The organism is Herpetosiphon sp. NSE202, assembly GCF_042688385.1.
Lineage (GTDB): Bacteria > Chloroflexota > Chloroflexia > Chloroflexales > Herpetosiphonaceae > Herpetosiphon.
In genome coordinates this window covers 1006838-1032136 of the sequence record NZ_JBHUPY010000001.1, presented here as the reverse complement: position 1 = coordinate 1032136, position 25299 = coordinate 1006838, and the positions used below count along the sequence as shown (strand labels likewise).

At 51.6% G+C, this 25299-nt stretch carries 19 protein-coding genes and 1 other annotated feature; of the genes, 7 read left to right on the top strand and 12 right to left on the bottom strand.

What is annotated here, in order from left to right:
* Positions 1–110: 110 nt before the first annotated feature.
* The 5 genes from ACFMKP_RS04445 to ACFMKP_RS04425 all read right to left on the bottom strand — a co-directional run bounded on the left by ACFMKP_RS04445 (position 111) and on the right by ACFMKP_RS04425 (position 7571).
* Positions 111–299 carry a thiocillin family RiPP gene (locus ACFMKP_RS04445; protein ID WP_204756769.1) on the bottom strand — a complete coding sequence of 63 codons (189 nt, stop codon included), beginning with the start codon at positions 297–299 and terminating at the stop codon, positions 111–113.
* A gap of 203 nt (positions 300–502) precedes the next feature.
* Positions 503–3655: a BTAD domain-containing putative transcriptional regulator gene (locus ACFMKP_RS04440; RefSeq protein WP_382289426.1), complete on the bottom strand. Its 3153-nt coding sequence runs from the start codon at positions 3653–3655 to the stop codon at positions 503–505.
* Positions 3656–3682: 27 nt separating this feature from the next.
* Positions 3683–6118, bottom strand: coding sequence for an ABC transporter permease (locus ACFMKP_RS04435; RefSeq protein WP_382289424.1), 2436 nt, complete (start codon positions 6116–6118; stop codon positions 3683–3685).
* Positions 6118–6828, bottom strand: coding sequence for an ABC transporter ATP-binding protein (locus ACFMKP_RS04430; RefSeq protein ID WP_382289422.1), 711 nt, complete (start codon positions 6826–6828; stop codon positions 6118–6120). The genes ACFMKP_RS04435 and ACFMKP_RS04430 overlap by 1 nt, the downstream gene beginning before the upstream one ends.
* 365 nt (positions 6829–7193) lie before the next feature.
* Positions 7194–7571 carry a hypothetical protein gene (locus ACFMKP_RS04425; RefSeq protein ID WP_382289420.1) on the bottom strand — a complete coding sequence of 126 codons (378 nt, stop codon included), beginning with the start codon at positions 7569–7571 and terminating at the stop codon, positions 7194–7196.
* A 128-nt stretch (positions 7572–7699) separates the two neighbouring features.
* Positions 7700–7920 (top strand) — a binding site (T-box leader).
* Positions 7921–7969: 49 nt separating this feature from the next.
* Between ACFMKP_RS04425 and ACFMKP_RS04420 the strand changes: the two genes are divergently transcribed.
* Positions 7970–9736, top strand: a complete 1767-nt coding sequence (locus tag ACFMKP_RS04420; RefSeq protein ID WP_382289418.1) for a DUF3105 domain-containing protein — start codon at positions 7970–7972, stop codon at positions 9734–9736.
* A gap of 22 nt (positions 9737–9758) precedes the next feature.
* The gene (locus ACFMKP_RS04415) at positions 9759–12524 is read left to right on the top strand and encodes a valine--tRNA ligase (protein WP_382289416.1); all 2766 of its coding nucleotides are present in this window, start codon (positions 9759–9761) and stop codon (positions 12522–12524) included.
* A 503-nt stretch (positions 12525–13027) separates the two neighbouring features.
* Here ACFMKP_RS04415 and add read toward each other — a convergent pair.
* A complete protein-coding gene (add, locus tag ACFMKP_RS04410; RefSeq protein ID WP_382289414.1) occupies positions 13028–14068 on the bottom strand; it encodes an adenosine deaminase in 1041 nt (346 codons plus the stop codon).
* An 11-nt stretch (positions 14069–14079) separates the two neighbouring features.
* Positions 14080–15165 carry a peptide chain release factor 1 gene (prfA, locus tag ACFMKP_RS04405; protein ID WP_382289435.1) on the bottom strand — a complete coding sequence of 362 codons (1086 nt, stop codon included), beginning with the start codon at positions 15163–15165 and terminating at the stop codon, positions 14080–14082.
* A 548-nt stretch (positions 15166–15713) separates the two neighbouring features.
* On the opposite strand from prfA, the gene queA reads away from it, so the two are divergent.
* Positions 15714–16754 (top strand): tRNA preQ1(34) S-adenosylmethionine ribosyltransferase-isomerase QueA, encoded by a 1041-nt coding sequence (gene queA, locus ACFMKP_RS04400; protein WP_382289412.1) that lies wholly within the window; start codon positions 15714–15716, stop codon positions 16752–16754.
* Between the two features lie 58 nt (positions 16755–16812).
* Here the strand turns inward: queA and ACFMKP_RS04395 are convergent, their stop codons facing one another.
* The gene (locus ACFMKP_RS04395; RefSeq protein ID WP_382289410.1) at positions 16813–17229 is read right to left on the bottom strand and encodes a hypothetical protein; all 417 of its coding nucleotides are present in this window, start codon (positions 17227–17229) and stop codon (positions 16813–16815) included.
* 260 nt (positions 17230–17489) lie between these two features.
* Positions 17490–18473, bottom strand: a complete 984-nt coding sequence (locus ACFMKP_RS04390) for a TolB family protein (RefSeq protein ID WP_382289408.1) — start codon at positions 18471–18473, stop codon at positions 17490–17492.
* A 45-nt stretch (positions 18474–18518) separates the two neighbouring features.
* Here ACFMKP_RS04390 and ACFMKP_RS04385 point away from each other — a divergent pair, with 45 nt between their 5' ends.
* Positions 18519–18875, top strand: a complete 357-nt coding sequence (locus ACFMKP_RS04385) for an OsmC family protein (RefSeq protein WP_382289406.1) — start codon at positions 18519–18521, stop codon at positions 18873–18875.
* 222 nt (positions 18876–19097) lie between these two features.
* On the opposite strand, the gene ACFMKP_RS04380 is transcribed toward ACFMKP_RS04385, so the two are convergent.
* Positions 19098–19832, bottom strand: a complete 735-nt coding sequence (locus ACFMKP_RS04380) for an SIMPL domain-containing protein (protein WP_382289404.1) — start codon at positions 19830–19832, stop codon at positions 19098–19100.
* A 198-nt stretch (positions 19833–20030) separates the two neighbouring features.
* On the opposite strand from ACFMKP_RS04380, the gene ltaE reads away from it, so the two are divergent.
* The 3 genes from ltaE (at position 20031) to ACFMKP_RS04365 (ending at position 23278) form a co-directional block, all read left to right on the top strand.
* A complete protein-coding gene (gene ltaE / locus ACFMKP_RS04375; protein ID WP_382289402.1) occupies positions 20031–21065 on the top strand; it encodes a low-specificity L-threonine aldolase in 1035 nt (344 codons plus the stop codon).
* Positions 21066–21153: 88 nt separating this feature from the next.
* The gene (locus tag ACFMKP_RS04370; protein WP_382289400.1) at positions 21154–22233 is read left to right on the top strand and encodes a M24 family metallopeptidase; all 1080 of its coding nucleotides are present in this window, start codon (positions 21154–21156) and stop codon (positions 22231–22233) included.
* Positions 22234–22243: 10 nt separating this feature from the next.
* The gene (locus ACFMKP_RS04365; protein WP_382289398.1) at positions 22244–23278 is read left to right on the top strand and encodes a UDP-glucose--hexose-1-phosphate uridylyltransferase; all 1035 of its coding nucleotides are present in this window, start codon (positions 22244–22246) and stop codon (positions 23276–23278) included.
* 292 nt (positions 23279–23570) lie between these two features.
* Here the strand turns inward: ACFMKP_RS04365 and ACFMKP_RS04360 are convergent, their stop codons facing one another.
* The gene (locus ACFMKP_RS04360) at positions 23571–24611 is read right to left on the bottom strand and encodes a Gfo/Idh/MocA family protein (RefSeq protein ID WP_110515361.1); all 1041 of its coding nucleotides are present in this window, start codon (positions 24609–24611) and stop codon (positions 23571–23573) included.
* A gap of 28 nt (positions 24612–24639) precedes the next feature.
* On the bottom strand, positions 24640–25284 hold the full coding sequence (locus ACFMKP_RS04355) for a DUF6483 family protein (RefSeq protein ID WP_382289395.1): 645 nt from the start codon (positions 25282–25284) through the stop codon (positions 24640–24642).
* Between the last annotated feature and the right edge of the window lie 15 nt (positions 25285–25299).

Here is a 25299-nt window from a genome sequence, read left to right as displayed (position 1 = left end):
TTCCAGTTCATCAGCAAACAATTCGGCTTCGTCGGCGGTCACTTCAGCGTCGATCAAATTTTTTACATCTGCCATTGCGGTATTCCTCACTATCTAATGCAAGATCAAAATTATTGAACTTCGGCGGCGGCGGTGCAGAAGGTGCTGACGGTACAGAGCGAACCCGAGGTGCTGATTGAACCCAGCGATGAGATACAAGCAGCGGCGACGTTGGTTACATGCTCTTCCAGTTCATCAGCAAACAATTCGGCTTCGTCGGCGGTCACTTCAGCGTCGATCAAATTTTTTACATCTGCCATTGGGTGGTGCTCCTAGTGGGCTAAGTTCTGTTTATCAGTGTTTGTCAGCGTTGGGTGCGCACCTCGTTGTTGACAGGGCTATTACACCACAACGCCATGGCCCAAACTATCTGGCCAACGATAGTTAAACCGATATAAGAGCGATATATCGGCTATCGCTCATCATAAAAAAATATTAAATTCTACTTACTTGAATAAAAATGTTACAAAGAAATACGTTCGAGGCGTTTGCGGATGCGCTCGGCAGCGCTAATATTGCCCAACATGAGGTAGATGTCGATTAAGCGTTGGTAGGTTGGCTCGTGATATGGGTCATAGCTTAATAAGCGTTCGGCGTAGGGGATGGCCTCGGCGGTTGGGCCATAGGCCAACAATAATTCCAGATATTCGCTGGTTGCGTTGACAAATTGAGTTAAGGCTTGCTCGCGCCAATCAAGCACCCATTCTGCATAGGCAAGATCGCTGAGCAAATCGTCCTGATAGATCGCCAAGGCGCTTTGATATGCCTGCAACGCGGCGGGCATGGCTCCTTGCTGGCGATGCTGGGCCGCAGTTTGCAGCAAGCTCTGAAATTGCGCATAATCGGTGGTAATTGTGGCCTGCGGATTCAAGCGCAAACCAGCAGCTTCGCTCAAAATAAAGGCCGAATTAGCGCCGCCGCTGCGTTCTGGCTCCAGCACATGCAGCAAGGCGTTGAGCGTTACGCGCAATGCACCATCTGCTGCTTGAGGCGCAAGTTCGGGCCAAAGCTGCTCGATCACCGCTTCGCGGCTAATAATTCGCGGGCGTTGCAGCAACAACAAGGCCAATAATTGACGCGCCTTTTCGCGTGCCCACTCATGAGCATCAACCAACTCCGAACCACGCCACAGCTGTAAACTACCAAAAAGCTGAATCTTAAGCGCATAGGCTGGGCGTTGGCGAATACTGGCCAAGCTTTGTTGGGCAATTTTGCGCTGTTGGGTCGAAGCTTGTTTGACCACCTCCAACAAGCGTTCAATGCTTGCCGCCGAGCCATACAAACCCAAAAGTTGCAACATCGTGCTTTGTTGCTCGGGCAACTCGGCATACAATTTCCAGCACATCGCTTCGAGGGCTACACGATCACGCTCGGCTAGAAATTGAGCAATTCGTTGGGGCGCAATCCCCGTGCGCAAGCCCAATTCAACCAGCAACGTCGTCAAGATTAATGGCGTGGCATTCATATGGCGATCGCCATCAGTCAAATAATCGCGCCAAATTGCGGTGGCTTCGCCAATTAACTGGGTGCTTGGCTGCAATTGCCAACGGCTAGCAAGCTGCACCAGGCCAGCACGTAAGCGCAAAATTGGCGATTGCGCCGCTTCAATCATGGGCTTGGCGCGCTCCAAGGCTGCCAACGCACGGCGATATTCGCCACAGCAAAACCATGCTTGGGCCAACATCAACCACATGCGCGGATCAGCGCCATATAACGCATCATCGCGAATCAGGCCGCGCTCGCTGCTGGTTGCATCGTGCTGAGCCAATTTAATTTCGCCTAAACTGGCCCAGGCAAACGCCCGTAATGCCAGCAAGCGATTACGCATAATTGAGGGCAATGGCTCATCGCTTGGCTGTAACAATTGTTTAATCAAACGCTCGGTCGTTGGCCGATCAGCCTCAAGCAAGGCCAGCCCAAGCTTGGTTCCGCGCGTTTGCAAACGGGTCAAACGCACGCCATAACGCTCGCTCAGCCGACTGGCCTGCTCAGCCAAATCTTGGGCAAGCAAGCGATCTTCAGGAGTCGAGCGGCTCATCAAGCAGGTTGCCAAGAGATCCAACAAGCTCATGCGCATGGCTGGCTCGGCTTGCACTTGTGGATGTTGCAACCACGCTTCGAGCCATTGAATGCCTTCATTCGGCAAGGTCAAAATGGTATACAAGCCGCCGACAACACAAGCCGCAACCCACCGCCAAAAGAAGGGCAATTCGCTATGGGCCAAACTTTGAGCCGTTGCCAAGGCCTTGAGATAGCGCCCACGCTTGATCTGAAACAGCAATAAAGGAAATTTCAATAAATCGCGGCGTTGGCGATACCAAACAAAACTTTTGAGGCTAAAACTTTCGCGGGCAGCAGCAAACAAGGCTTGCTCGTCGCCTTGCCAAAAATAGATTAAACATTGTTCGCCAACCACCTGAAAAGCCTCGGCGTAGCGTTGCTCAGCCCGGTAGGCTTGGGCGGCCAAGGCCAACGTTTGGGCCGCCAACACCGGATCGTGTTCACGCAAGGCCAAGCCATGCACATGCAATAATTCGCCGCTTTGGCGCTCGTTGGCTGGCAATTGTTGCAACCATTGCAAAACTGGCTGCTGCTGGGCCAACAAGGCTAAGCCAGCCTGTTTGAGCCGCGCGACTACCTTTGACCATTGGCCCAAGCGACACCAGAGATCGAGCGCCGCTTCATAATGCCCCTGTTGATCAAACCAAGTTGCCGCTTGAGCCAGCAATTGCTCGGCTTCGGCCAACGGCTCTTGGCGCACAACCTCCAGCCAAAACGGCTCAAAGCGCCACCAATCAGCATGATCGGGCACAACAAACAAGTTATATTGCCAGATACTCGCCGGATCAGGCGCGGCCATTGCCGTTAACACTGCTTGATTGAAAAATGGCAACTGGGCAGCAAATTGGGCAGTTCGGCGCACAGGAGCGGGCAATTGGGCTAAAACATCTTGCGCCAAAAAAGCGCCAATCGTGCCTTGATAGCTATGTGGCAACGCTCGCCATAAACGTAAACCAGCAGGCCAGCCATTGGTTGCTTGCCACGCAGCCTCACGTTGGCTAGAATTTTGGCTTGGCAACAGTTGGGCAACTTCCGCCGCGCTAAATCGCAATTCAGTGGCGTTGAGTTGGCGATATTGGCCACGCGCCGCCAAACTAGCCCAATCAAGCTGCGGCAATTGGCGGCTACTCACAACTAGATGCACATTAGTTGGCGCAAAACGCAGCACTTCTTGCAACAACTTCCAAGCGCTGGCCTGCAACTGCTGGCAATCATCAAGCACCAAGGCAATGCGGCGTGGAGCCAAGGTTGCCCAGCAATCAAACAAATCGGCCAAACTGTTGATTGGCTTAATCAGCGGAAAACGGCTTTTCGTTAAGCCAATCAGCAGGCGCTGAAGCTGCTCGGCCTCGGTTGAGCTATTCAAGCCATACCACAAACTATCGCCGCCAAGCGTTTGCTGCATCCACTGGGCCAGAATTGTAGTTTTGCCATAGCCAGCCGCCGCCACAACCACAGTTAAGCGGCATGTCCAACACGCCTCCAATTGGGCTTGAAGGCGTGGGCGTTCGATCAAATCGTCATTCAGTTGTGGATAATCACGTGTATGCTGCACAATTTCCAGTGTAGCATAAAAGCCAGCTTACTCCTCACGTAGCACATGCAATGGTCGTCGATGAGCAGGTCGCCAAGCAACCGCCAATGCGGTCAACAAGGCAAGACCAATCGAACAACCAAAAATCAGCAAGCCAGGAATGAAATCAAGCCCCATTTTGGCTTTTGGCTGGAGCGTGTTGAGCACAACAATTGCAATCCACACCGCCAGCATCCCAAAGCTGCCAGCAATTAAGCCAATCAAACTATATTCCATGCTAATGCTGCGCAGTAAATTGCTGGTGCTATAGCCAACCGCCTTGAAAATGCCCATTTCGCGGCGGCGCTCAAATAAGGCCAAACCAACCGCATTCGCAATCAGCACCACGCCTGCTACAAAGGCCAAGCTAGCCACTGCGATCGCAAACATGCCCAGCGATTTATAGAGCATTTGCGTCGCGTTATACAAGTCAACTTCGTTATAGACAAAGGCTTGGGGCAGCGCTTGATTAACCGTGCTGGTTACCGTACTCAATTGATTAATCGGCAAATTCAGGATATAGATTGAACTACCGCGCTTGACTGGAAGTTGCTGCAGAGCTGCCGGACTGATCACGATTGGGCTTGATGCTTGGCTACCGGTGGCATCATAGCGGCCAACCAAACGCAGCTTCTGATTTGAGCCAATAACTGCAAATTCGCTGCCAAGTGGAATATCACTGAAAAACCACGTTTCAAACATCATCTCATCAACGCCAGCTTGCCATTCGCCCTCAGTCAATTGCACATCAGCAAGTTGATCGCGACTGCGAGCAGCAGCCTGAATCGGCCCATCTTCGCTGTCAGGCAAGGCAATGGTAACATCGAGCATGCGAATTGGCTCAAGCGCTGGTTGTTGCAGTTGCTGTAACATTGCCGTCACCTGCGGCTCGTCGCTTGGGGCAGTAATCATCCACAAGGCCCGCGTAAGATCAGTGTTGGGGTCGGCCCGCAGATCAAGCTGTTTTTTGACCGTTAGCAAGGCCGTTGCCGAAAAGCCAATCGTAAATACGCCAATTGCTAAAGCGATAATTGCAAACGTTGCTCGTTGGCCGTTGCGCTGCATATTGCGGCTGGCCAAACGCAGCCAATAACCAGGCAATGGTATTTTGGCAACCAACCACAAAATGCCCTGAAACAGCCAATTAAGCAAGGCCAAGCCAACCAGCGCGCCAACAAACACGATCATTCCAGCCCCAAATGAACCCATGCTGATGCTGGCAACCAAGGCAAACATTGCACCCAAACCAGCATACAAACCAAGCATAGCGCGGCGAGTGGTTGGGTTCACCTCAATTGGGCCAGTGCGCAACAACGAACCAGGCCGCACAGCATTGGCCTTAACAATCGCCACCATGCCAAAAATCAAGGTTGTCGCGATGCCCAAGCCCACTGCCGCCGCCAAAATTTGCCAATCAACCACCGTTGGCAACATAAAGGCACTGGTGCGTTCAAACAAACCAGTTAATTGATCGCCAATCAACACGGCGGCAAGAGCCCCAAAAATACTGCCAATTAAGCCAAGCAAGGCGGTTTCCAAGCCAAATAACAGCAAGAGTTGTGGGCCACGGTAGCCCAAGGTTTTGAGGATGGCGATTTCGTTGCGGCGACGAGCCAACACCACTTGCATCGTGTTTGCCACCCCAATCCCGCTGACGATCAAGCCCAACACGCCAGCACCACGCAAGGTCATGTTAAAAAAGGCAGCTGTATTCGATGGCTCGTTGCTTACGACTGAAACCAGCCAGCCTGCTTGCTCTAAGGCAGCAACTTGCGGGCCTTGCTGACCCCAAACCACCCGCACCGAATTCAAAGCAGCTTTGCCATCCAGGCTATTCGCAGTTTCAAGGCTGAAAAATAAACTATCGGCGTTCATATTCGGCACTCGATCCACGAAGCCGACCAATTTGAGCCGTTTGGGAATTGTCCCTTGTTCAATCAGCATCACCAACTCTTGGCCAAGCTGTAAATCGTGCTGCTTGGCCAAAACCTCACTCAGCACAACTGCATCGGGCTGTTTGAATAGCTCGACCATGCTAGCGTTGGCCGGCTCGCTTACATGCAACTCGCCCAATAATGGATAGGTTGCGGGATCGATTCCATAGCCCATGCCACTAAAAATCACATGATCGCCGCCAGCAGGTTTGAGCATACTCGGCAGAATCGCCGAATAGACCACATAATCCCCAATCACGCCAGTTTGCTTCAGCTGCTCAAGTTGGGCTTGTTGCTCAGGACCAATTGGGCCATTAGGCCAATTGAGCGCGGCATCGCCGCCAGCGCTGACTCGATTTTCAACAAAGCTTCGATTGATCGCCGTGGATAAACTTTGCATCGCGCCAAGCGACATCACGCCAAAAGCGATACAAATAATTGCCAGCACTGTGCGCTGGCCACCTAGGCGCAACGAGCGCCAAGCATAATTAAACGCAAATCGCAACCCCATTATTCGGCCCTCGCGCTATCGTGGCGAATCTGGCCATCGACGAGGTAGAGTTGGCGATCAGCCCGCGCTGCCACATCGGGATCGTGGGTCACCATCACAATCGTAATATTCAATTGGCGGCGCAAATCGGCAAATAATTCCAGAATTTGCTTGCTGGTGGCGCTATCCAAGTTGCCAGTTGGCTCATCGGCAATCAGCAACTGTGGCGTTGTAACCAAAGCGCGAGCAATTGCAACCCGTTGTTGCTGGCCGCCAGAAAGCTGCGCAGGCCGATGATCACGCCGATCGCCAAGGCCCACCAATTCGAGCATGGCTTTGGCGCGTTGGCTAATATCGCTGCGATTGCGATGCACAAACAAGGGTGCTTCAACATTCTCTTGGGCGGTCATGGTGGGAATCAAATTAAATGCTTGAAAGACAACGCCGATAGTTTGATTGCGCAAACGGGCCAATTGTGGCTCGCCCATTTTGGTAATATCGACATCATTCAAGCGCACATGACCATGGCTCGGCGTATCAAGGCCCGCCAAAATGCCGAGCAAGGTCGATTTACCAGAGCCTGAAGGGCCAGTTAATGCGACCCACGAGCCACGGGCAATTTCCAACGAAATGCCATTCAAAATTGTCAAGTTGGTTGTACCGAGTTGGACGGTATGCGAAACATCGCGCATTAAGGCTACAGGTGCAGTAGCCGCAGGTGTTGCAAGCATGAAAATTCCTTAAAAAGAACATAGAGCAAAGAACATAAAACATAGAACATAGACATTGGGGATCGGGCTTTAACGCAGAGGCGCAGAGCAAGTAAGGCTGATGGCTATATGGAATAGTTCAGCACGTTAACCACAGCCTGATCCCCTCACCCCAACCCCTCTCCCGTGGCGCGGGCGAGGGGCTTTAACGCGCTGGTTCTCCCGCAATTCCTTGACGAAAAATAGTCGGCTCCCCCTCGCCCGCGTTTTCGTGGGAGAGGGGGTTGGGGGGTGAGGGCATGTCGCTAGGGGCCAATAGCCTATAGCCTTTTTACTCCCTGATCCCCGCCCCTAGTCCCTCATCCCTGATGCCCGATCCCTCGGTATTACGCTGCTTGGAGCTGAGCTTGGCGAGCTAATTCAGCCAAGGCTTGAGCAATCGTTTCTGGCTGTTCGAGGCGGGCAAGCGCATGCGCCCCTAGATCGAGCCAAAGTTGTTGTTCGTTGCGTGAGCCATTGCTCAAAACCAAGCTGGCAGGGCAGGTTAGCCATTGATTTAAGCTTTTGAGCGCTGCCAAAGGATTAATATTCAACATAGCTGCATCAATAATCACGACATCGGGCTGAAGGTTCGGCAACAAGTGCAAGGCCTCAGCATGGGTAATATCGGCAACTAATTCATAGGCTGGGTTGGCTGAAATTAAGCTATGCAGCAGTGCGCGACGACTAGCGATGCTGATTGTGGCAATAGTTAAGTGTTGCATAAAGCCTCCTTGAGATTGGCTTTAGCATAGCTCGCAAGTGTTACCGGAGTATCACGAACCTGTCGCAAAATTGTCGCAAAGCTCGCGCTTGACACAACGCGCAAGCGTGGCTATTATTTGAGCAATCGCAAATGACGTTGAACAAGATGAGTAAATTATTGGTTCCCGCCAGAGATTGGGTGTCGGCGGCTGAAAGCACCCTCGGTTGAGCAATAATTGAACGTGGCTTGGAAGTCGATCAACTGAATTTCAGTAAGTTGGTTCGGGTGCGCCCGTTATCGCGCTCATGAGTGATGTTGCTGCGGCAACATAATCAAGGTGGTACCACGAGTTTCCTCTCGTCCTTGTTGGGCGTGGGGTTTTTGTTTTTAGCGGCAACCATTCAACGAGGGAATGTGATGGAAGCACCCAATTGGCAGCATTCAGTTGCCCAAGCTTTAACTCAAAACGATCATCAGCGCGCCAAACAGCTGCTGGCTGGGGTTATTCGCCAAAATCCTCACGAGCGCGAGGCTTGGCGCATTTTAGCCACAATCGTGACCGATCCGGCGCAACAGGCTGAATGTATGCGCCGGATTGCAGCCATTGATGCAACAGCGCCAGCAATTACGCCCTTGGCAAGCCAACCAAGCGCCGAGCCAACGCCAAATCCCGAGCGCCGCATCTTGTCGATCGCCAAAAAGACCATCCCGCTGGCCGATGCTGAAGCAATGCCTCAACCAGTGCCAAGTGCAAGCCAAGCAATGCATGCCAATAGCAAAAAAACCATCCCGCTTGCCGATGCGCAGCCCAGGCCGCAGCTCGTAGCAAGCGAGATTAAAACAACGCCGCTTTATTCATCACAACCAACGACCGAGCTTGTGCCAAATACTGATAACGCGGATCTGCCAACCCTGCGCTTGAGTCCGCCAACAACGGCTAAACAGCCGCGTTCGTTGCCTAAAACGCTGATGCTGCTTGGGGCAAGTTTGTGTGGCATTGGGCTGTTGATTCTGCTTGGCCTGCAACTTTGGCCTTTATTGCAGGCTAGCGACAAATCTGCTGCCAATGCAGAGCCGCAGCAAGTTGAGGTTGCCCTAAATATCGTGCGTTCTGGCGTTGGCCAAATGCCAATGACCGATCAGGCAATGGTCTATTTTGAAATTGAAAATCCCAGCGATCAAGCCTTATACAACGTTCCCTATACGATGACATTAACCAGTCAATCGAATAAAGTGCTAAAAAATACCAATACAATTGAATTATTGCTGCCCAAGCAAAAAATTGTCGTGACCGATGGCGTATTTACCGGAATGAAATTTCGTGCCAAAAGCGTCGAAATTAGCCTAGGCAAGGGCTATCCAATAATCTTTGAGCAAGCTATTCCAAAGCCAAAGCTCGATATTATGACTACAAATGGCATAAATTATCCTCCTGATAATTTAGAAGCACGAGGTAATACGTACGTTGTCTATAATATTGTTGCAACTGCTAGCACAGACCTTATTACATCAACATTTGTATCAATATTGCTTTATGACAAAGATAACACCATTATTGGTGCTGGCTCCGATTTTATCGATATTATTGGTGAATCTGATTTAGAAACAAATCGTAATAATAAAACATTAGTCTATCCTAGCATTTGGAAAGATACAGAAGTGGCTAGAGTTGAAGTTATACCAGCATTTAGCTTGGCAACATTTAATCAACAGCCACCCATTAAAACAGCAAAGCCCGAATTCGATCAAATGTGGTTGGGTGAATATATTCCGGCAGTTGATCCGCCATACCATACTAGTGAAAGTGTCAACTATAAAAGTTTGCCGCCAACATCTGGCTATCATGCAGCGTATCCTGCTGATTGGGGCTATCATTTTTATGATGTTCAGGATGAAGCACTTGTGCATAATCTCGAACACGGCGGCGTGATTATTTTTTATAATCCGCAACTAATTACGCCTTCAGAGCTTATTCAATTAGAAGCAACGTTCAATACGCTCTACCAGCGCAATGATCATACTATTTTCCGCTTGCGAATGAATATGGATGCAACAGTGGCAGTGACCGCGTGGGAATATCGCTTGATGCTGCGCGATAATGCGAATCTCGATGCAGTTAATACATTTTTCAGCGAGCATATCGCTCGTGGCCCAGAATGCGTAAACTTACGCTGTCCTAATTAATTTCTAGTTTGAGGTTTGAACCATGACGTTAAATGAGCATTTAGCACGGGCTTTAGCTGGAGCCGATCTCGGCCAAGCCTACGAAGCCGCTAAGGTCGAGGAACATCTATACAAATGGTGGGAATCGGCGGGCTATTTCAAGCCAACCGAGACCAATGGCAAAGATCCGTTTGTGATTGCGATTCCGCCGCCCAACGTGACTGGCGTGCTGCACACTGGCCACGGCTTGACCAACACCATCGAGGATATTTTGACCCGCTGGCATCGGATGCTCGGCCAACCAACTTTGTGGGTTCCTGGCACCGACCACGCTGGCATCGCCACCCAAAACGTGGTTGAAAAACAACTGGCGAAGGTCGGCAAAACCCGTCACGACCTTGGCCGCGAGGATTTTCTCGATGCAGTCTGGGAATGGAAGGGCCGTTCGCACTCAACAATCACCAGCCAAATTCGCCGCCTTGGTTCATCGGTCGATTGGCAGCGCGAACGCTTCACGCTCGATGAAGGCTTGTCGCAAGCGGTCGTCGTAGCCTTCAAGCGTTTGTACGACGATGGCTTGATCTATCGCGGCACGCGCTTGGTCAACTGGTGTCCCCGCTGTCTCTCTGCAATCTCCGATCTTGAAGTGGTCTATCGCGATGAGCAAGAGCAAGGCAATTTGTGGCATATTCGCTATAAAGTTGCCAGCGATTTGAACGATACCGAATGGCGCATTAGCGAAGGCGATCAATCAATTACAATCGCCACAACCCGCCCAGAAACCTTACTCGCCGACGTGGCGGTAGCCGTGCATCCCGACGATGAGCGCTACGCCGATTTGGTGGGCAAATTTGTGGTGCTGCCAGCCTTGGGTCGCCAAATTCCCATTATCGCCGATACCTATGTTGAGCGCGAGTTTGGCACTGGGGCGCTCAAAATTACGCCAGGCCACGATCCAAACGACTATATCGTTGGCCAACGCCATAGCTTGCCAATTCTCAATATGCTGAATCTTGATGCAACGATCAATGCTGAAGGTGGCAGCTATGCTGGCCTCGACCGTTTTGAGGCCCGCAAGCGCTTGGTCGCCGATTTGACCGAAACTGGCAATCTGGTCGAAACCAAGCCCCACTTGATGAAGATTGGGCGCTGCGAGCGCTGCGATACCATCGTCGAGCCGTTGATCAGCACTCAATGGTTTGTTAAAACGCAACCCTTGGCTGAGCCTGCCATGGCTGCCGTGCGCGAAGGCCGCACCAAAATCGTGCCCGAACGCTTCAACAAAATCTATTTCCACTGGATGGAAAACATTCAAGATTGGTGTATTAGCCGCCAACTCTGGTGGGGCCATCGGATTCCAGTTTGGTACGGCCCCGACAACCAGATGTTTGTCGAGTTGAACGCTGCCGATGCCATGGCTGCCGCAACCGAACATTATGGTCAAGTTGTTGAGCTACGCCAAGACGAAGATGTGCTTGATACGTGGTTCTCATCGGGCTTGTGGCCATTTAGCATTTTGGGCTGGCCCGACGTTGAAAATCCCGATTTCAAGCAATTTTACCCAAACACGTTGCTCGAAACGGGCTACGACATTCTGTTTTTCTGGGTCGCGCGCATGATGATGTTGGGCATGTATCTTACTGGCAAAGAGCCATTTGAATGGGTCTACTTGCATGGGCTAGTGCGCGATGAACATGGCCGCAAGATGTCCAAATCGTTGGGCAATCAGGTCGATCCACTCGATTTGATTGATCAATATGGCACTGATGCGCTGCGTTTTACCTTCGCCACCTCATCAACGCCAGGCCAAGATTTTGCCTTGCAACCAACTCGTTTGGATTCGGCGCGTTCGTTTGCTAACAAAATTTGGAATGCAACCCGCTTTGTGATTTCAAAATTAGGCGATTTGCCACGCACTGCCGAGAGCAAAATTAACGCCGAAAGCTTGAACGCTGAAGCCTACACCGTGGCAGATCGCTGGATTCTCTCGCGGTTCAATCGCTTGGCGGGCGATGTTGAGCGCTTGATGAATAGTTTCAATTTGGGCGAAGCTGGTCGCCAAATCCAAACCTTTTTCTGGGATGAATTTGCCGATTGGTACATTGAAACTGCCAAAATTCAAATTGACACTGGCGACGAGCAGCAGCAATTGCGTACCCGCCAAACGCTTTATAGTGTGTTAGAAGGCACCTTGCGCTTGCTGCACCCATTTATGCCGTTTGTCAGCGAGGCCGCTTGGCAAAAACTGCATAACAGCGAGCAAACTACGCCAACCCCAGCCGCCTTGATCATCGCCGAATATCCGTTGATCGATTCAGCAATGCTCAACGAGCAAGCAGAACGTGATTGGGAATTAGTGCAAAATATCATTCGTGGCGTGCGCAACGTGCGTACCGAAACCGGCGTGGAAGCAGTCAAATGGATCGAAGCCTTGATTGCTGGTGGCTCTGCAAGCGCCATGCTCAACGAACAAGCTGCGATCATCAGCCGTTTGGCGCGGATCGCTCCCGATAAATTAATCATTAGCGAAAGCTTGAGTGAGCGCCCAGAAAAAGCCACCAGTTTGGTTATTTCGCCAGCAGAAGTGGTTTTGCCTTTGGCGGGAATGGTCGATTTGGCCGCCGAACGCGAACGGCTCAACAAGGAGCTTGAACGGGTCGAGGCCGATGTCGAGCGCCGCCGCAGCAAGCTTTCTAACGAGAACTTTGTAGCCAAAGCTAAGCCCGAAGTTGTGCAAAAAGAGCGTGAAGCCTTGGCTGCCCAAGAGCTAGCCGCCACAACCTTACGCGAACGCTTGGCGACTTTCTAGGCGAGGGGTTGGGGAGGAGGGGTCGGGGTTCAGGGGCTGGGGATCGGTTCGTCCGTCCAGCCCCATTTGTTTTGATCCACGAAGCACACGCAGAACATAGAGCATAGAACATAGAACATAAAGCATAGATGTACTGGTTCATTGGATTTACCACGGCTTGATCCCCTCACCCCCACCCCTCTCCCACGCGGCGGGCGAGGGGCTTTGATTCCATGGTTGTGCCCCGATTCTTCGTCAAAACGACGGCTCCCCCTCGCCCGCGTTTTCGTGGGAGAGGGGGTTGGGGGGTGAGGGAATGCTACGTGTTGCTAATCCAATTTACCAGTACACATAGAGCATAGAACATAGAACATAAAGCATAGAGCGCACAAAAATTATTTTTCGCCACGAATTCCACGAATAATTATTGTTTACCACATATTCGGAGGCTTATGTTCCCATAGCCAAAAGCCATCAGCCTATAGCCTAATCCCTATGTTCTATGTTCTCTGTTCTCTGTTCTGCTAGAGACCTAATTCACGGCGCAAGGTTGCTTGCTGCTGCTCAAACTCGATCAGCAATTGCTGGCGCTGTTCGGCGGGCAAAAACGAGGCTTTGGCGCTTTGGAGCGCAACTTTGCAAATATCAGTAAGCGCAAAATCAAAGCGTTCGGCGGCCAGCAAATACTCGCCTGTCACGCTGGTATTGAACAACACCGGATCATCGGAGTTGAGGGTTATTGGCAAACCAGCATCGAGCATCTGACGCAGGGGGTGTTGCTCAAACGAGGCAACCACGCCAGTGCGAATATTACTGGTTGGGCAGACATCGAAGGTTATATCGCCACGGCGCGCCAAAAATTCGGTCAATTCTGCATCTTCAAGCACGCGAAAGCCATGGCCAATCCGATCCACGCCGAGCATTTCGACCGCACCGCGCACACTATTGGCTCCGGCAACCTCGCCAGCATGGGCCATGACGTGCAGGCCCACCGCTTTGGCTAAGGCAAAAACTTCGACAAATGGCTCAGGTGGATAATTGGCCTCATCGCCGCCAATCGAAAAGGCAACCACGCCATACTTCATGCCAGCTTGGGCCAACTCGACCGCTCGCAGCGCTTGATCAAGGCTAAACTGACGGCCAAAATCGAAGGCAGGCCGACAAATAATACCTGTCTCGCGCTCAGCACGGGCAAAACCAGCAGCAACACCACCAAGAATCTCATCGAAATCCATGTTGCGCTGCATGTGCTGAGCAGGCGATAGCATTACTTCTGCATAACGCACCTGTTGCTGGGCCAAATCGATGGCCAACTCATAGGCAACCCGTTCAAAATCCTCACCATGGATCAAACAACGGGCACAGGTGCGATAGACATCTAAAAAGCCCAAGAAATGTTCATATTGAAACATGCGCTCAACGCCCGCCAAATCATTAGCAGGCAGGCTAATAGCATTTTTCGTCGCTAGCTCCAACAACGTTTTAGGGGTAATTGAGCCTTCGAGGTGAACGTGAAGCTCACATTTGGGCATGCGTCGAATAAATTCAGCAAGCGGCGAGTGCATGCAACAAACTCCTAGGCTCCCATACCCAATGCCTTAAGCCGTTCGGCGTTGTCGTAAGTAACCAGTGCGTCGATCAACCGATCTAGCGCTCCATCAAGCACAACAGGCAGGTTAGAGATGTTTTGGCCAATCCGATGATCGGTAATTCGGTCTTGCGGGTAGTTGTAGGTGCGCATTTTTTCGGCCCGTTCGCCGCTGCCAACTTGGGCCAAGCGTGATTCGCCAAGCTCTTTTTGGCGTTTTTCTTGTTCACGGGCATATAAGCGGGCGCGCAACACGTTCAAGGCACTTTCGCGATTCTTAATCTGCGAACGAGTATCTTGACAAACAACCACAATTTCATCTGGCGTGCCGGCTTTGTAGACGATCCGCACTGCCGAGTCGGTGGTGTTCACGCCTTGGCCGCCGTGACCGCCTGAGCGATATACGTCGATACGATAATCTTCTTGCTTAATTTCAACCGCAGTTTCTTCGACCTCTGGCAAAACGGCCACGGTGATGGTGCTGGTGTGAATGCGACCGCGAGCTTCGGTTGCAGGCACGCGCTGAACGCGATGCACACCACCCTCGTATTTGAGGCGGCTCCAAGCGCCTTGGCCTTGTACTTCAAAAATAACTTCTTTGAAGCCACCAATGCCGTTTTCACTCAACGACATAAGTTCGGTTTTCCAGCCCCGAGTTTCAGCGTAGCGTTGATACATGCGGTACACATCGGCGCTAAACAAGGCTGCTTCATCGCCACCTTCGCCTTGGCGAATTTCGATGATCACGTTCTTTTCGTCGTTAGGGTCGCGCGGCAACAACAAAATCCGAACTTCGGCTCCAATTGCTTCCATGCGGGCTGAAAGTTCTTCGATGTCCATTTGGGCCATTTCGCGTAACTCAGGATCATTCTCCTCGCGCAGCATGGCTTTGGATTCTTCGAGCGCTTTTTCCGCCTGCAGAAACTCACGATAGCGACCAACCAACTCGCCGAGTTCGGTTTGTTCGCGAGCCAAAGTGGTTAGACGTACATGGTCGCTGAGCACATCTGGCTGCGTCATTTCATCATTGAGTTCGATATATCGCGCCTCGACACGAGCGAGACGAGCTAAAATTTCTGGTTCCATAGTTGTATGGATATTCCTTATCTTGGTGGTGTATCTGCGTCATTATAGCATACTGCTTTTAATAAAGAGCATAGAACATAGAGCATAGAACATAGTAGCGATTGAGCCACGAAGGGCACAAAAAACACAAAGGATTGAAACCGCGAAGATCGCGAATATCACAAAGGCTACTTTTAGCCCCAGATTCCACAGAGTATGTTCCCATAGCCAAAAGCCAACAGCCATTGGTTCTCTGCGCCTCTGCGTTAACATTGATCCGCGAAGGACGTTTTTAGCCACAGATTGACACAGATGTTTAGGATTAGGCTTCTGCCTTCTGCCTTCTGACTTCTGACTTCTGACTTTTGACTTTTGCTTTTTGCCTTTTGTTTCATCCCTCATACTTCATCCTTCATCCTTTTCTTATGTTCTTTGCTCTATTTCTTAACTTCATCCCTCATACTTCATCCTTCATCCTTTTTCTATGGTAAGCTATGGATTCTGTAACGATAACCCTTTATCTATAGCCTATTGCCCATAGCCTATAGCCTACGATCATGCTACCAATTGCCGATTTTGATTATCACTTACCACCAGAACGGATCGCCCAAACCCCGGTTGAGCCACGCGACCACTCGCGCTTGTTGGTGCTCGATCGCGCCACTGGCCAGCTTGAGCATCGCCATTTTTATGAGATTGGGCGCTATTTGCGGCATGGAGATCTGTTGGTTGCCAACGATAGCCGCGTCTTGCCAGCCCGTTTGTATGGCCAAAAAGCTAGCGGTGGCAAAACCGAGTTGCTACTGCTTAAACAACGCGATCCCCAACGTTGGGAAACGCTGATCAAAGGCAAAGTTGCAATTGGCAGCCGTTTGCTCATCACTGGCCATAGCGGCGCACAGGCCGAAGCAACAGTCGAAGCGTTGCTCGAAAGTGGCAGCCGCATTGTCTGCTTTGAGCAGCCAATTAATCAGCGCTTGCCAGAACTTGGCTCAATGCCAACCCCGCCCTACATCACGGCCCCGCTGAGTGATCCAGAGCGTTATCAAACGGTGTATAGCGCTCAAGCAGGCTCGGCTGCTGCGCCAACCGCTGGCTTACACTGGACACCAGCGCTGATCGAGCAGGTTAAAGCCCAAGGTGTTGGCTGGGCGAGCGTTACCCTGCACGTTGGCTTAGATACCTTTCGGCCTGTACAAACTGAAAATGCGCTGGATCATCAAATTCATAGCGAGTGGTATGAGCTTTCTGCAGAAACCGCTCAAGCAATCAATGCAACCCGCGCCGCAGGTGGGCGAATTATCACGGTTGGCACAACCAGCACGCGAGTGGTCGAAACCGTAGCGCAAGCCCAAGGGTTAAGCTTGCATGCTGGCGAAATTCAGCCAGCTTCTGGCTGGAGCAATATCTACATCTACCCGCCATATGAGTATCGGGTGGTGAATAGTTTAATTACCAATTTCCACCTGCCCAAATCAACCTTATTGCTCTTGGTGAGTGCCTTAGCCAGCCGCGAACAGATTATGCATGCCTATGCAGAGGCGGTTCAACACGAATATCGCTTCTTCTCGTTTGGCGATGCCATGCTGATTATTTAACCATTGATCTACGAAGAGCACCAAAGCGTCCTTGCTTCGTGCTCTTCGTGGATCGGAATTAACTGTTTTTCTGCGCTTGATATGCTTCCCACAGCGCTTGCGGATCTTCCACGCGCAGTATAATATGGCCACAATTGCCACACACTGCACATTTCACCCAAGCATCAACTGGTTTTTTCAGCAATAAGGCTTCAGGTTTGCTGTAAACCGTCACCATCAGTCGTTTAAGATCACTGTCTAGCTCATGGATAATCGCATTCGGAATAATGTTATCCGATTGGCAGCTTGGGCAGTGTGATCTGGCCATCTTCTCGATCCTTTCTTGCAACTCAACAGCGATAACTAATTTTGATTTAGCACTTGAAAATTGATCCACGAAGAGCACGAAGCTATACGAACGTTTGCTTGCTTCGTGCTCTTCGTGCCCTTCGTGGATCGGAATTAACTGTTTTGCTGAACCTGATAGGCTTTCCACAGCACTTGTGGATCTTCAGCGTGCAGCATAATATAACCACAATTGCCACAAACGAAGCAATTCACCGATTTCGTAACTATGCCCTGCGCGAAAAAAGCCTTGGGATTCTCATAGACTGTCACCAATGAGCGCGCATTGCGGCTAGCCCCCTCATGAAAGGTTGCATTCGGAATAATGTTATCCGATTGGCAGATTGGGCAGTGTGATATGTGCATCCGCTCGATCCTTTCGTACAACTCAGTAGCCATAACTAATCCGATTTAGCGATTGAAAACTGGCTGCATCAGATCAATTTCTGGCATTGTCAGCGGTACACTGACTTGCATGGTATTCAAATCCAATATACGCAGCGCAGTATGAAAAGTTTGCTCATCGTAGGTTGTAAAGGCAATTTGCTGATCAAGCCATTGCGGATCGAAGGCATTGGATTGGAGTAACTTGGCTTCACTGCCATCCCGCTTGATCGTATAAATCGTGTTGCCAGCAATATCGCCGCCCACAATTGCACTCTCAAAAAACACATACACCAGTTGTTGACTATCAGGCGACCAACTTGGGTTTTGGGCACGGCCCCGTGCTTTGGTCAATTGTTGCAAGGCTTGGCCATCAGGCTGAATCAAATACAATTCGCGGCCTGATGATTCTTCATTGCTAAACCCACGCGCTGAGCTAAATGCAATCACGCTGCCATCAGGAGCCCAACTTGGCATGCCATCTTGGGCTGGATCATTGGTGAGTTGCACCAAATTACTGCCATCGCGATTGACCCGATAAATCTCATCGTTGCCCGAACGATTGGATTGAAAGACCAACTGCTGGCCGTCAGGCGACCAACTTGGGCTTTGATCGTCGCCAGCTTCGCTGGTGACTTGCACCAAATTGCTGCCATCAACGGAACTAATATAAATGTTGAAGCCATCGCTATCTTGCACCGCAAACGCCAATTCGTTGCCAGCAGGCGAGAACGCTGGGTCCATTGCCCGTGGAAAATCAGAATTGAGTGGTTTCGCTTCGCTACCATCAATCGCTGCCAGCATTATTGTCATTTGATTCGGCTGATTGGTCACAAATACCAAACGTGGCTCAACCTCGCCGATTGTCGGTGTCGCGACGGCGGCAAGGGTGGCGGTCGGCTGGCTGGTTGGTTGATTGGTTGGCGCAGTGGTTGGCTCGGTGGCTGTGTTCGCACAACCAGCCAAGCTGGCAATTAACCCAATTAATGCTAAGCTACGAATACGTGACATACATCCCTCATACACGTCTGAATCCATTTTGATCAAAGGTACGTTATGCGCATTTTTGTTACACAACCCAATCAACTCGATTTAATCTTCGATGGTCAAGCGTTTGGCTATCCCGCCGATTTAAACCCTGTGCAATTGCAGGCTGCGGCGTTGGTTGGCTGCACTGCCGCCGTGATGGAGCGCTATGCAGAAACCGCTGAGCTTGATTTAACTGGCACGAGTTTGATTATTCGTTGGAGTTTTGGCAGCGAGCCACGCCGCATCGATCGCTATGCAATTGAGGTCAGCTTGCCAGCAGCATTAACCGAAGCCCGCCAAGCGGCAGTGCTACGAGCGGCACAACATTGCACAGTTCACGCCACCTTGGAGCATCCACCAGTCATCGAGATTCGCCAAGTTTAGATTCCCTCACCCCAACCCCTCTCCCGTGGCGCGGGCGAGGGGCTTTAACACGGTGATTCTTGCGCAATTTGTTGGTAAAAACGGGTGCTCCCCCTCGCCCGCGTTCAGTGGGAGAGGGGGTTGGGGGTGAGGGAATAAACAACTAATGTACAACACAAAAAAGAGCTTGCTCAAGCATAATCCTTGAGCAAGCCCAGCCTTCAAGCTAGCGTTGAAACTAGGTTATTTGAGTTCGAAGATAACCTGAACTTCGATAACTTGGCTTTGTTGGCCAGGTTGGATTGGTGCGCCACTGCCAGCGGCCATATCGCGTGATTGCTCAAAGGCAACAGGATAGGTTACTGGGGTAACGGTTTCGCTAATGACCAACACTTCGCCAACTTGGGCGTTGCTCACAGCAGCGTATTGTTCGGCGCGCAATTGAGCATCTTTGATTGCTGCTTGGCGAGCTGCTTCCAATGATTTAGCTGGGTCAGCAACGTCGAAGCTCAAGCCTGAAATGTTGTTTGCGCCAACTTCCACCACTTTATCCAACAAGCCGCCAGCATCACTAACCGAAACTTTGACCCGCACGCTGTTGTTAACATCGTAGCCCTTCAACACCGGCGTGTTGCCAGAGTAATCATAGCTTGGTGAGATGTTCAGGTTGGTGGTTTGAATATCGGCTTCGGCAATGCCTGCGGCCTTCAATTGTTCGATCAAGGCATTCATTTTGGCATTGTTATCGTTCAAAGCGCTTTTGGCATCTGCTGCGTTGGTGTTCACACCAATCGTCACATAGGCAATATCGGGAGTAACTTTAACTTCGCCACGGCCAGTAACTGAAATCCGTTTGCGGTTTGAAGTATCGGTTTGGGCAGCACTGCCACGGGGCAAAATCACCAATGAGGCAATCCCAAACCCAACAATCAACAACAGTGCCAATGACCAACCGATGATTGAATTTCGCGTGTTCATTATCCATTCCTCATAGTAGCAAGTGAATTAAGTAAACGCTATAAGCAGAGTTCAGCACCATTCCGGCTTGGGCTACGCTGTGCTTATTTGGTTTCTGTATACTCAACGCCAGCGGCTTGCAATTTGTTCCCGCAAGCTTTTGATATAATTATTTGGTGATTTTGCCGCAACCCGCGCGAGCATTCTAAGGAGTTGATAATGATCGATTTGCGCAGCGATACCGTAACCAAGCCCAGTTTGGCCATGCGTGAGGCCATGCATCATGCAGAAGTTGGCGACGACGTGTTTGGCGATGATCCAACGGTCAATCAATTGCAGCGCTATGCCGCCGAGGTGGTGGGCAAAGAGGCGGCGATCTTTGTGCCAAGCGGCACGATGGGTAATTTGGCGGCGCTTTTGGCCCATGCTGGGCGTGGGCAAGAGCTGTTGCTTGGCGATGAATCGCATATTTATCATTATGAGGCGGGCGGTGCGTCGGCCTTGGGTGGCTTGGTGTTTCATCCGATTCCAACTAATGCCCAAGGCGAGCTCGATTTGGCGGCGCTGAATCTGGCAGTGCGACCTGCCTACGATGCCCACGCTGCTCAGGCAGGCGTGGTCTGTTTGGAAAATAGCCACAATCGCTGTGGAGGCACGGTGCTCTCATTAGAGTATTTGGCCAACGTGCGTCAATGGGCGAGCAGCCAAGGCTTGCCAGTGCATATGGATGGCGCACGGGTGTTCAATGCGGCGGTAGCGCTCGGCGTGCCAGCAAGCACAATTACCCAGCATGTCGATAGCGTACAATTCTGCTTATCGAAGGGCTTGGGTGCACCAATTGGCTCGCTGGTGGCTGGTTCGGCGGAGTTTATCAAAAAGGTGCATCGCTGGCGCAAAATGCTGGGCGGGGGAATGCGCCAAGTCGGCGTGGTTGCCGCAGCTGGATTGATTGCGCTTAACGAGGGCCGCGAACGCTTGATTGATGACCATGTGAATGCCAAAATGTTGGCCGAAGCGCTGAGCCAATTGCCCCAAATCGAGCTGGATTTGGCTTCGGTGCAAACCAACATTATTGTGTTTGGCTTACGCGATAGCAGCTTTACGCCAGAACAATTGACCGAACGCTTACGGCAAGCTGGGGTATTGATCGTGCCATTCAAAGGCCGATTGCGCGCAGTGACCCACGTTGATGTTAATCGCGATCAATGTGCCGAGGCCGCCAGCATTATTGCCGACGTGTTGCAAAGCGCATAATCCCGTTACAAATTTTGCACATGCGCGCCCTGTGCCTCGTGTATGCTATACGGTATCAATAATCGCAACTAGACAAGGATATTGGGCGATGAGCGAAATAGCGAATAAACTGGCATATGTTCGGGCAGCAATTGCCCGCTATAAATATGGCGCTGTGCGTTTGCGTGGCGTAGATTGGTTTGCTTGGGCCACTGCTGGACTCGATAACGTGGTTATTTTGACCGCTGAAACGGGAATTGCTGAGGTCGTGATTACTGCCGATCAGGCATTTATCGTCACCGATTCAGTTGAAGTTGATCGCTTGCGCGACCAAGGCATCCCAGCTGAATATCAACTTTGGGCCAGTAACTGGGCCACGCCGCAGCAACGCAACCAGGCAGTGCGCGAGTGGAGCAAGGCTACTTTGGTGGCCTCAGATCGGCCGGCTCAAGGCGAGGTTGCGCTACCGCCCGAGTTAATCGCCGCCAAATTGCGCTTAGTGCCCGAGGAAATTGCGCGCTATCAGGCGCTTGGCCGCACCACCGCCCAAATTATGACCAAGGTGCTCAGCGCCGCCAAGCCCGATTGGACTGAATTTCAATTGGCAGGAGCCGCCGCTGCTGAGCTTTGGAGCCATGGCATTCATCCAGCCTTGACCTTGGTTGGTGGCGAACGGCGCTTGCCCTTGTATGGCCACTTGCCTGCAACCCACGAGCCATTAGGCCAACGCGCAATGCTAGTGGTATGCGCGCGCCAAGCTGGCTTGTATGCCAACCTCAGCCGCTATGTGCACTTTCGGCCAGAAAGCGCTGCCGAGCGCGCAAGCTACGAACAGGTGATTGCCATCGAAGCGGATATCATCGCGGCGGCCCAAGTTGGCAGCACGGTTGGCGCAGTTTACGAAGCAGCAGTTGCGGCCTACAGCCAACGTGGCGTGGTTGAACAAATGCAGCGTTTGCATCAAGGCGGCACAACTGGCTATCAATCGCGCGAAGTTGTAGCCCGCCTAGGTGAGCCAACAATTATCGAAGCCAACACGGCAATGGCATGGAACCCAAGTTTGGCTGGAGTAAAAATCGAAGATACCATTCTGCGAACTGCCACTGGGGTCGAAGTGATCTCGGTTGATCCTGCTTGGCCAAGTGTGGAATATGCAGGGCTACGCCGAGCATTACCCTTAGTCATTTAGGAGCAACCCAATGAGTCTCAGTGATACCCCACATCGTCGTTACAACCCACTTACTGATGAATGGGTCTTAGTTTCGCCGCATCGCACCGCCCGCCCATGGCAGGGTCAAGTTGAAAAAGTCATTCCTGATCAGCGCCCAGCCTTTGATCCGGCATGTTATTTGTGCCCTGGCGTAACCCGCGCCAATGGCGAGATCAACCCAACCTATGCCAGCACGTTCGTTTTCCCCAACGATTTTGCAGCTTTGCTACCCGATAGTCCTAGCGCAACGCTTGATGATGGATTGTTTCAAGCCCACAGCGAGCGCGGCATTTGTCGGGTTATCTGCTTCTCGCCCCGCCACGATTTAACCTTGGCCGAAATGGAGATTCCCGATATTCGCTTGGTCGTCGATTTATGGGCCAGCCAATTTAGCGAATTAGCAGCGATTGATTGGATCAAGCATGTCGAGATTTTCGAAAATCGTGGCGCAGCCATGGGCGCGAGCAATCCGCACCCGCACGGCCAAATTTGGGCCAACGAAAGTATTCCAACGATTGTGGCCAGCGAGCAGCGCAGCCAAAAAGCCTACTTCGCCCAACATCAACAACCACTCCTTCTTGATTATGTCGAGCATGAATTAGAACGGAATGAACGGGTGGTGTATGCCAACGAGCATTGGGCGGCAGTTGTGCCATTTTGGGCAGTTTGGCCCTATGAGACCATGCTCTTGCCCCGCCGCGCTGTCAGCACCTTGGCCGAATTAAGCGACGCTGAACGCGATAGTCTTGCCGATTTGCTCAGCCATACATTAATTCGCTACGATAACCTCTTTCAGACCTCGTTTCCCTATACATTTGGCTGGCACAATGCGCCCTGCGATGGCGAGGATTATGCTCATCACGTAGTCCATGCGCATATCTATCCGCCATTGTTGCGCTCAGCCACGGTGCGCAAATTTATGGTTGGCTACGAGATGTTGGCCCAAGCCCAGCGCGATTTGACCGCGGAAACCGCCGCCCAACGCCTGCGCGATTTGCCCAGCCTGCATTGGACAAAAGCTTAGTAAGCTGAAGATCACCTCACCCCAACCCCTCTCACGTGGCGCGGGCGAGGGGCTTTTTGGTTGGTGGTTCTGCAATGATTTCTAGGTCTTAGAGAAGTAGTCTCGCCCACATTTCCGTGAGAAGAGGGGGCTGGCTTTCAAGGGTAGGTTTAGATCCCCTCACCCCAACCCCTCTCCCACGTGGCGGGCGAGGGGCTTTAATCCCGTGGTTCTGCCGCATTGCGTGGTGAAAACGGGTGCTCCCCCTCGCCCGCGTGCAGTAGGAGAGGGGGTTGGGGGGTGAGGGAATAACCTAAATCGAAATCCAGCCGCCATCGTTTTCGTCGGAGCGATGGGCAGCATCGAGCAAAGTTTGGGTCAGCAAGCCATCAGCAAAGGTTGCTGCTTGCGCTAAAGCATCGTGCTGCCCACGGCTGTAGGCCTTCAAGGCATGGCCAAGATAGACCGTTCCCACCGGAAAGTTGCCGCTGATCTCACTTGGAATTGCCACGGTGTGGGCGGGCGTGCGCTCTTGCCATTCGCCATCGCGCTCGGCGTGCCACAAACGCGCACCTTCAATTTTGATCGCGCCATGTTCGCCATGGATGATCATGCGGTCGTTTTCGTTCAAAGCTGCCACGCCGCTAATCATCACTGAAGCAAAACCACCATTGACCAAGCGCACTTGGGCGGTGGCAAAATCATCGCTGGTAACTGGCAAGAGCTGATCATCAAGCGGGCGCTCGCCAACAAAGGTGTGTAAACTGGCCCGAATCGAGCTAAAATCGCCACACAGCCAGCGCAGCATATCAATTTGATGTGAGCCAATTGCGCCCCACGCGCCACCAGCTTGCTCTTTATCGCTCCACCAATTCCAAGGCCGTTGTGGGTCGGCGCGTGATGAGAAGATCACGCTGCTATTAACATGGCGAATTTGGCCAATCGCATTATCATTAATCAACGCCCGCGCCATTTGAAAAATCGGCAAAAAGCGCAGTTCATGATCGATCAAACTTAATTGCTCAGGATGGGCTTGGGCTGCTTCGAGCATGGTTTGAGCCTCAAGCTGGTTGAGCGCGGTTGGTTTTTCGCACAACACATGCTTGCCAGCCTGCAACGCGGCCACACTCATTTCGCAGTGCGTTCCAGGCGGAGTCACAATCGAAATCAAATCGGCATCGCTGCTCAGCAGATCACGCCAGTTTTCAAAGGCTTCAACATCCAAAGTGGCAGCTTCGCGCTGCGTTTTTTCATAATTCTGGGCGGCGATACCCACGATTTTCAGCCCAGCCGAACGAAAGGCTGGCACCTGAACGCGAGCACCCCAACCGGTGCCAATAATTGCAATCTTCATCGAAATAAACCTCCCTTGGAGTGCAAGGCTAGCGTGCGTCGAGTTGGGCGAGACTTTGCTCGATTTCCTGACGCGGCAAGCCCAATTGCTCAAGGCTTGCATCGCTGCTGGTGAGCAATTGATGATACCACGCCTGAGCATCGCTACATGCGGCTTCGGCAAATTCGGTGGCCTCAAGCCACTGCCAGAGATGATCATCGGCGTTGGGATAATCACCAACTGCTGCATAGACGCGCCAAGCATCATCAAGAGTTGCAGGCTCTAACTCGTAATTGCTCAATTCGGCAAGCCCAGCGCTGGCTGCTTCGCGCACTTCGGGCGGAATCTTCTGGCCCGAACGCACCAAAGCACCATAGAGCAGCAAAGCCCGATCAAAACGCCGATAGGCTTCATCGATCATGGCTTGTTCTTGGAAGCATTGGCCTTCGGCAACATGCAAGGCAGCCAGCACCGCACAACGATCAATATCGATCGTATCTTCATATTGAATCAGCTTGAGCAAATCTTCATCGGGTAGCAAATCGATGAAATGGCTATTGGTATCGAATAAATCACGATAGGCGGTATTAATTGTTGCTTGGGCTTCTTCGACCGAGCCAGCCTCGCGCAACCGCACAATCTTGCGCCAAATCAGGCCAAATTGTTCGATCAGCCGAAAAATGTAGTCTCGCATACATCCTCAAAAAAT

What these genes read in the sequence shown, in the direction of transcription:
- ACFMKP_RS04445 (WP_204756769.1), bottom strand. Translation starts at nt 299, where the DNA reads ATGGCAGATGTAAAAAATTTGATCGACGCTGAAGTGACCGCCGACGAA.
- ACFMKP_RS04435 (WP_382289424.1), bottom strand. Translation starts at nt 6,118, where the DNA reads ATGGGGTTGCGATTTGCGTTTAATTATGCTTGGCGCTCGTTGCGCCTA.
- ACFMKP_RS04430 (WP_382289422.1), bottom strand. Translation starts at nt 6,828, where the DNA reads ATGCTTGCAACACCTGCGGCTACTGCACCTGTAGCCTTAATGCGCGAT.
- ACFMKP_RS04425 (WP_382289420.1), bottom strand. Translation starts at nt 7,571, where the DNA reads ATGCAACACTTAACTATTGCCACAATCAGCATCGCTAGTCGTCGCGCA.
- ACFMKP_RS04420 (WP_382289418.1), top strand. Translation starts at nt 7,970, where the DNA reads ATGGAAGCACCCAATTGGCAGCATTCAGTTGCCCAAGCTTTAACTCAA.
- ACFMKP_RS04415 (WP_382289416.1), top strand. Translation starts at nt 9,759, where the DNA reads ATGACGTTAAATGAGCATTTAGCACGGGCTTTAGCTGGAGCCGATCTC.
- add (WP_382289414.1), bottom strand. Translation starts at nt 14,068, where the DNA reads ATGCACTCGCCGCTTGCTGAATTTATTCGACGCATGCCCAAATGTGAG.
- queA (WP_382289412.1), top strand. Translation starts at nt 15,714, where the DNA reads ATGCTACCAATTGCCGATTTTGATTATCACTTACCACCAGAACGGATC.
- ACFMKP_RS04390 (WP_382289408.1), bottom strand. Translation starts at nt 18,473, where the DNA reads ATGTCACGTATTCGTAGCTTAGCATTAATTGGGTTAATTGCCAGCTTG.
- ACFMKP_RS04385 (WP_382289406.1), top strand. Translation starts at nt 18,519, where the DNA reads ATGCGCATTTTTGTTACACAACCCAATCAACTCGATTTAATCTTCGAT.
- ACFMKP_RS04380 (WP_382289404.1), bottom strand. Translation starts at nt 19,832, where the DNA reads ATGAACACGCGAAATTCAATCATCGGTTGGTCATTGGCACTGTTGTTG.
- ltaE (WP_382289402.1), top strand. Translation starts at nt 20,031, where the DNA reads ATGATCGATTTGCGCAGCGATACCGTAACCAAGCCCAGTTTGGCCATG.
- ACFMKP_RS04370 (WP_382289400.1), top strand. Translation starts at nt 21,154, where the DNA reads ATGAGCGAAATAGCGAATAAACTGGCATATGTTCGGGCAGCAATTGCC.
- ACFMKP_RS04365 (WP_382289398.1), top strand. Translation starts at nt 22,244, where the DNA reads ATGAGTCTCAGTGATACCCCACATCGTCGTTACAACCCACTTACTGAT.
- ACFMKP_RS04360 (WP_110515361.1), bottom strand. Translation starts at nt 24,611, where the DNA reads ATGAAGATTGCAATTATTGGCACCGGTTGGGGTGCTCGCGTTCAGGTG.
- ACFMKP_RS04355 (WP_382289395.1), bottom strand. Translation starts at nt 25,284, where the DNA reads ATGCGAGACTACATTTTTCGGCTGATCGAACAATTTGGCCTGATTTGG.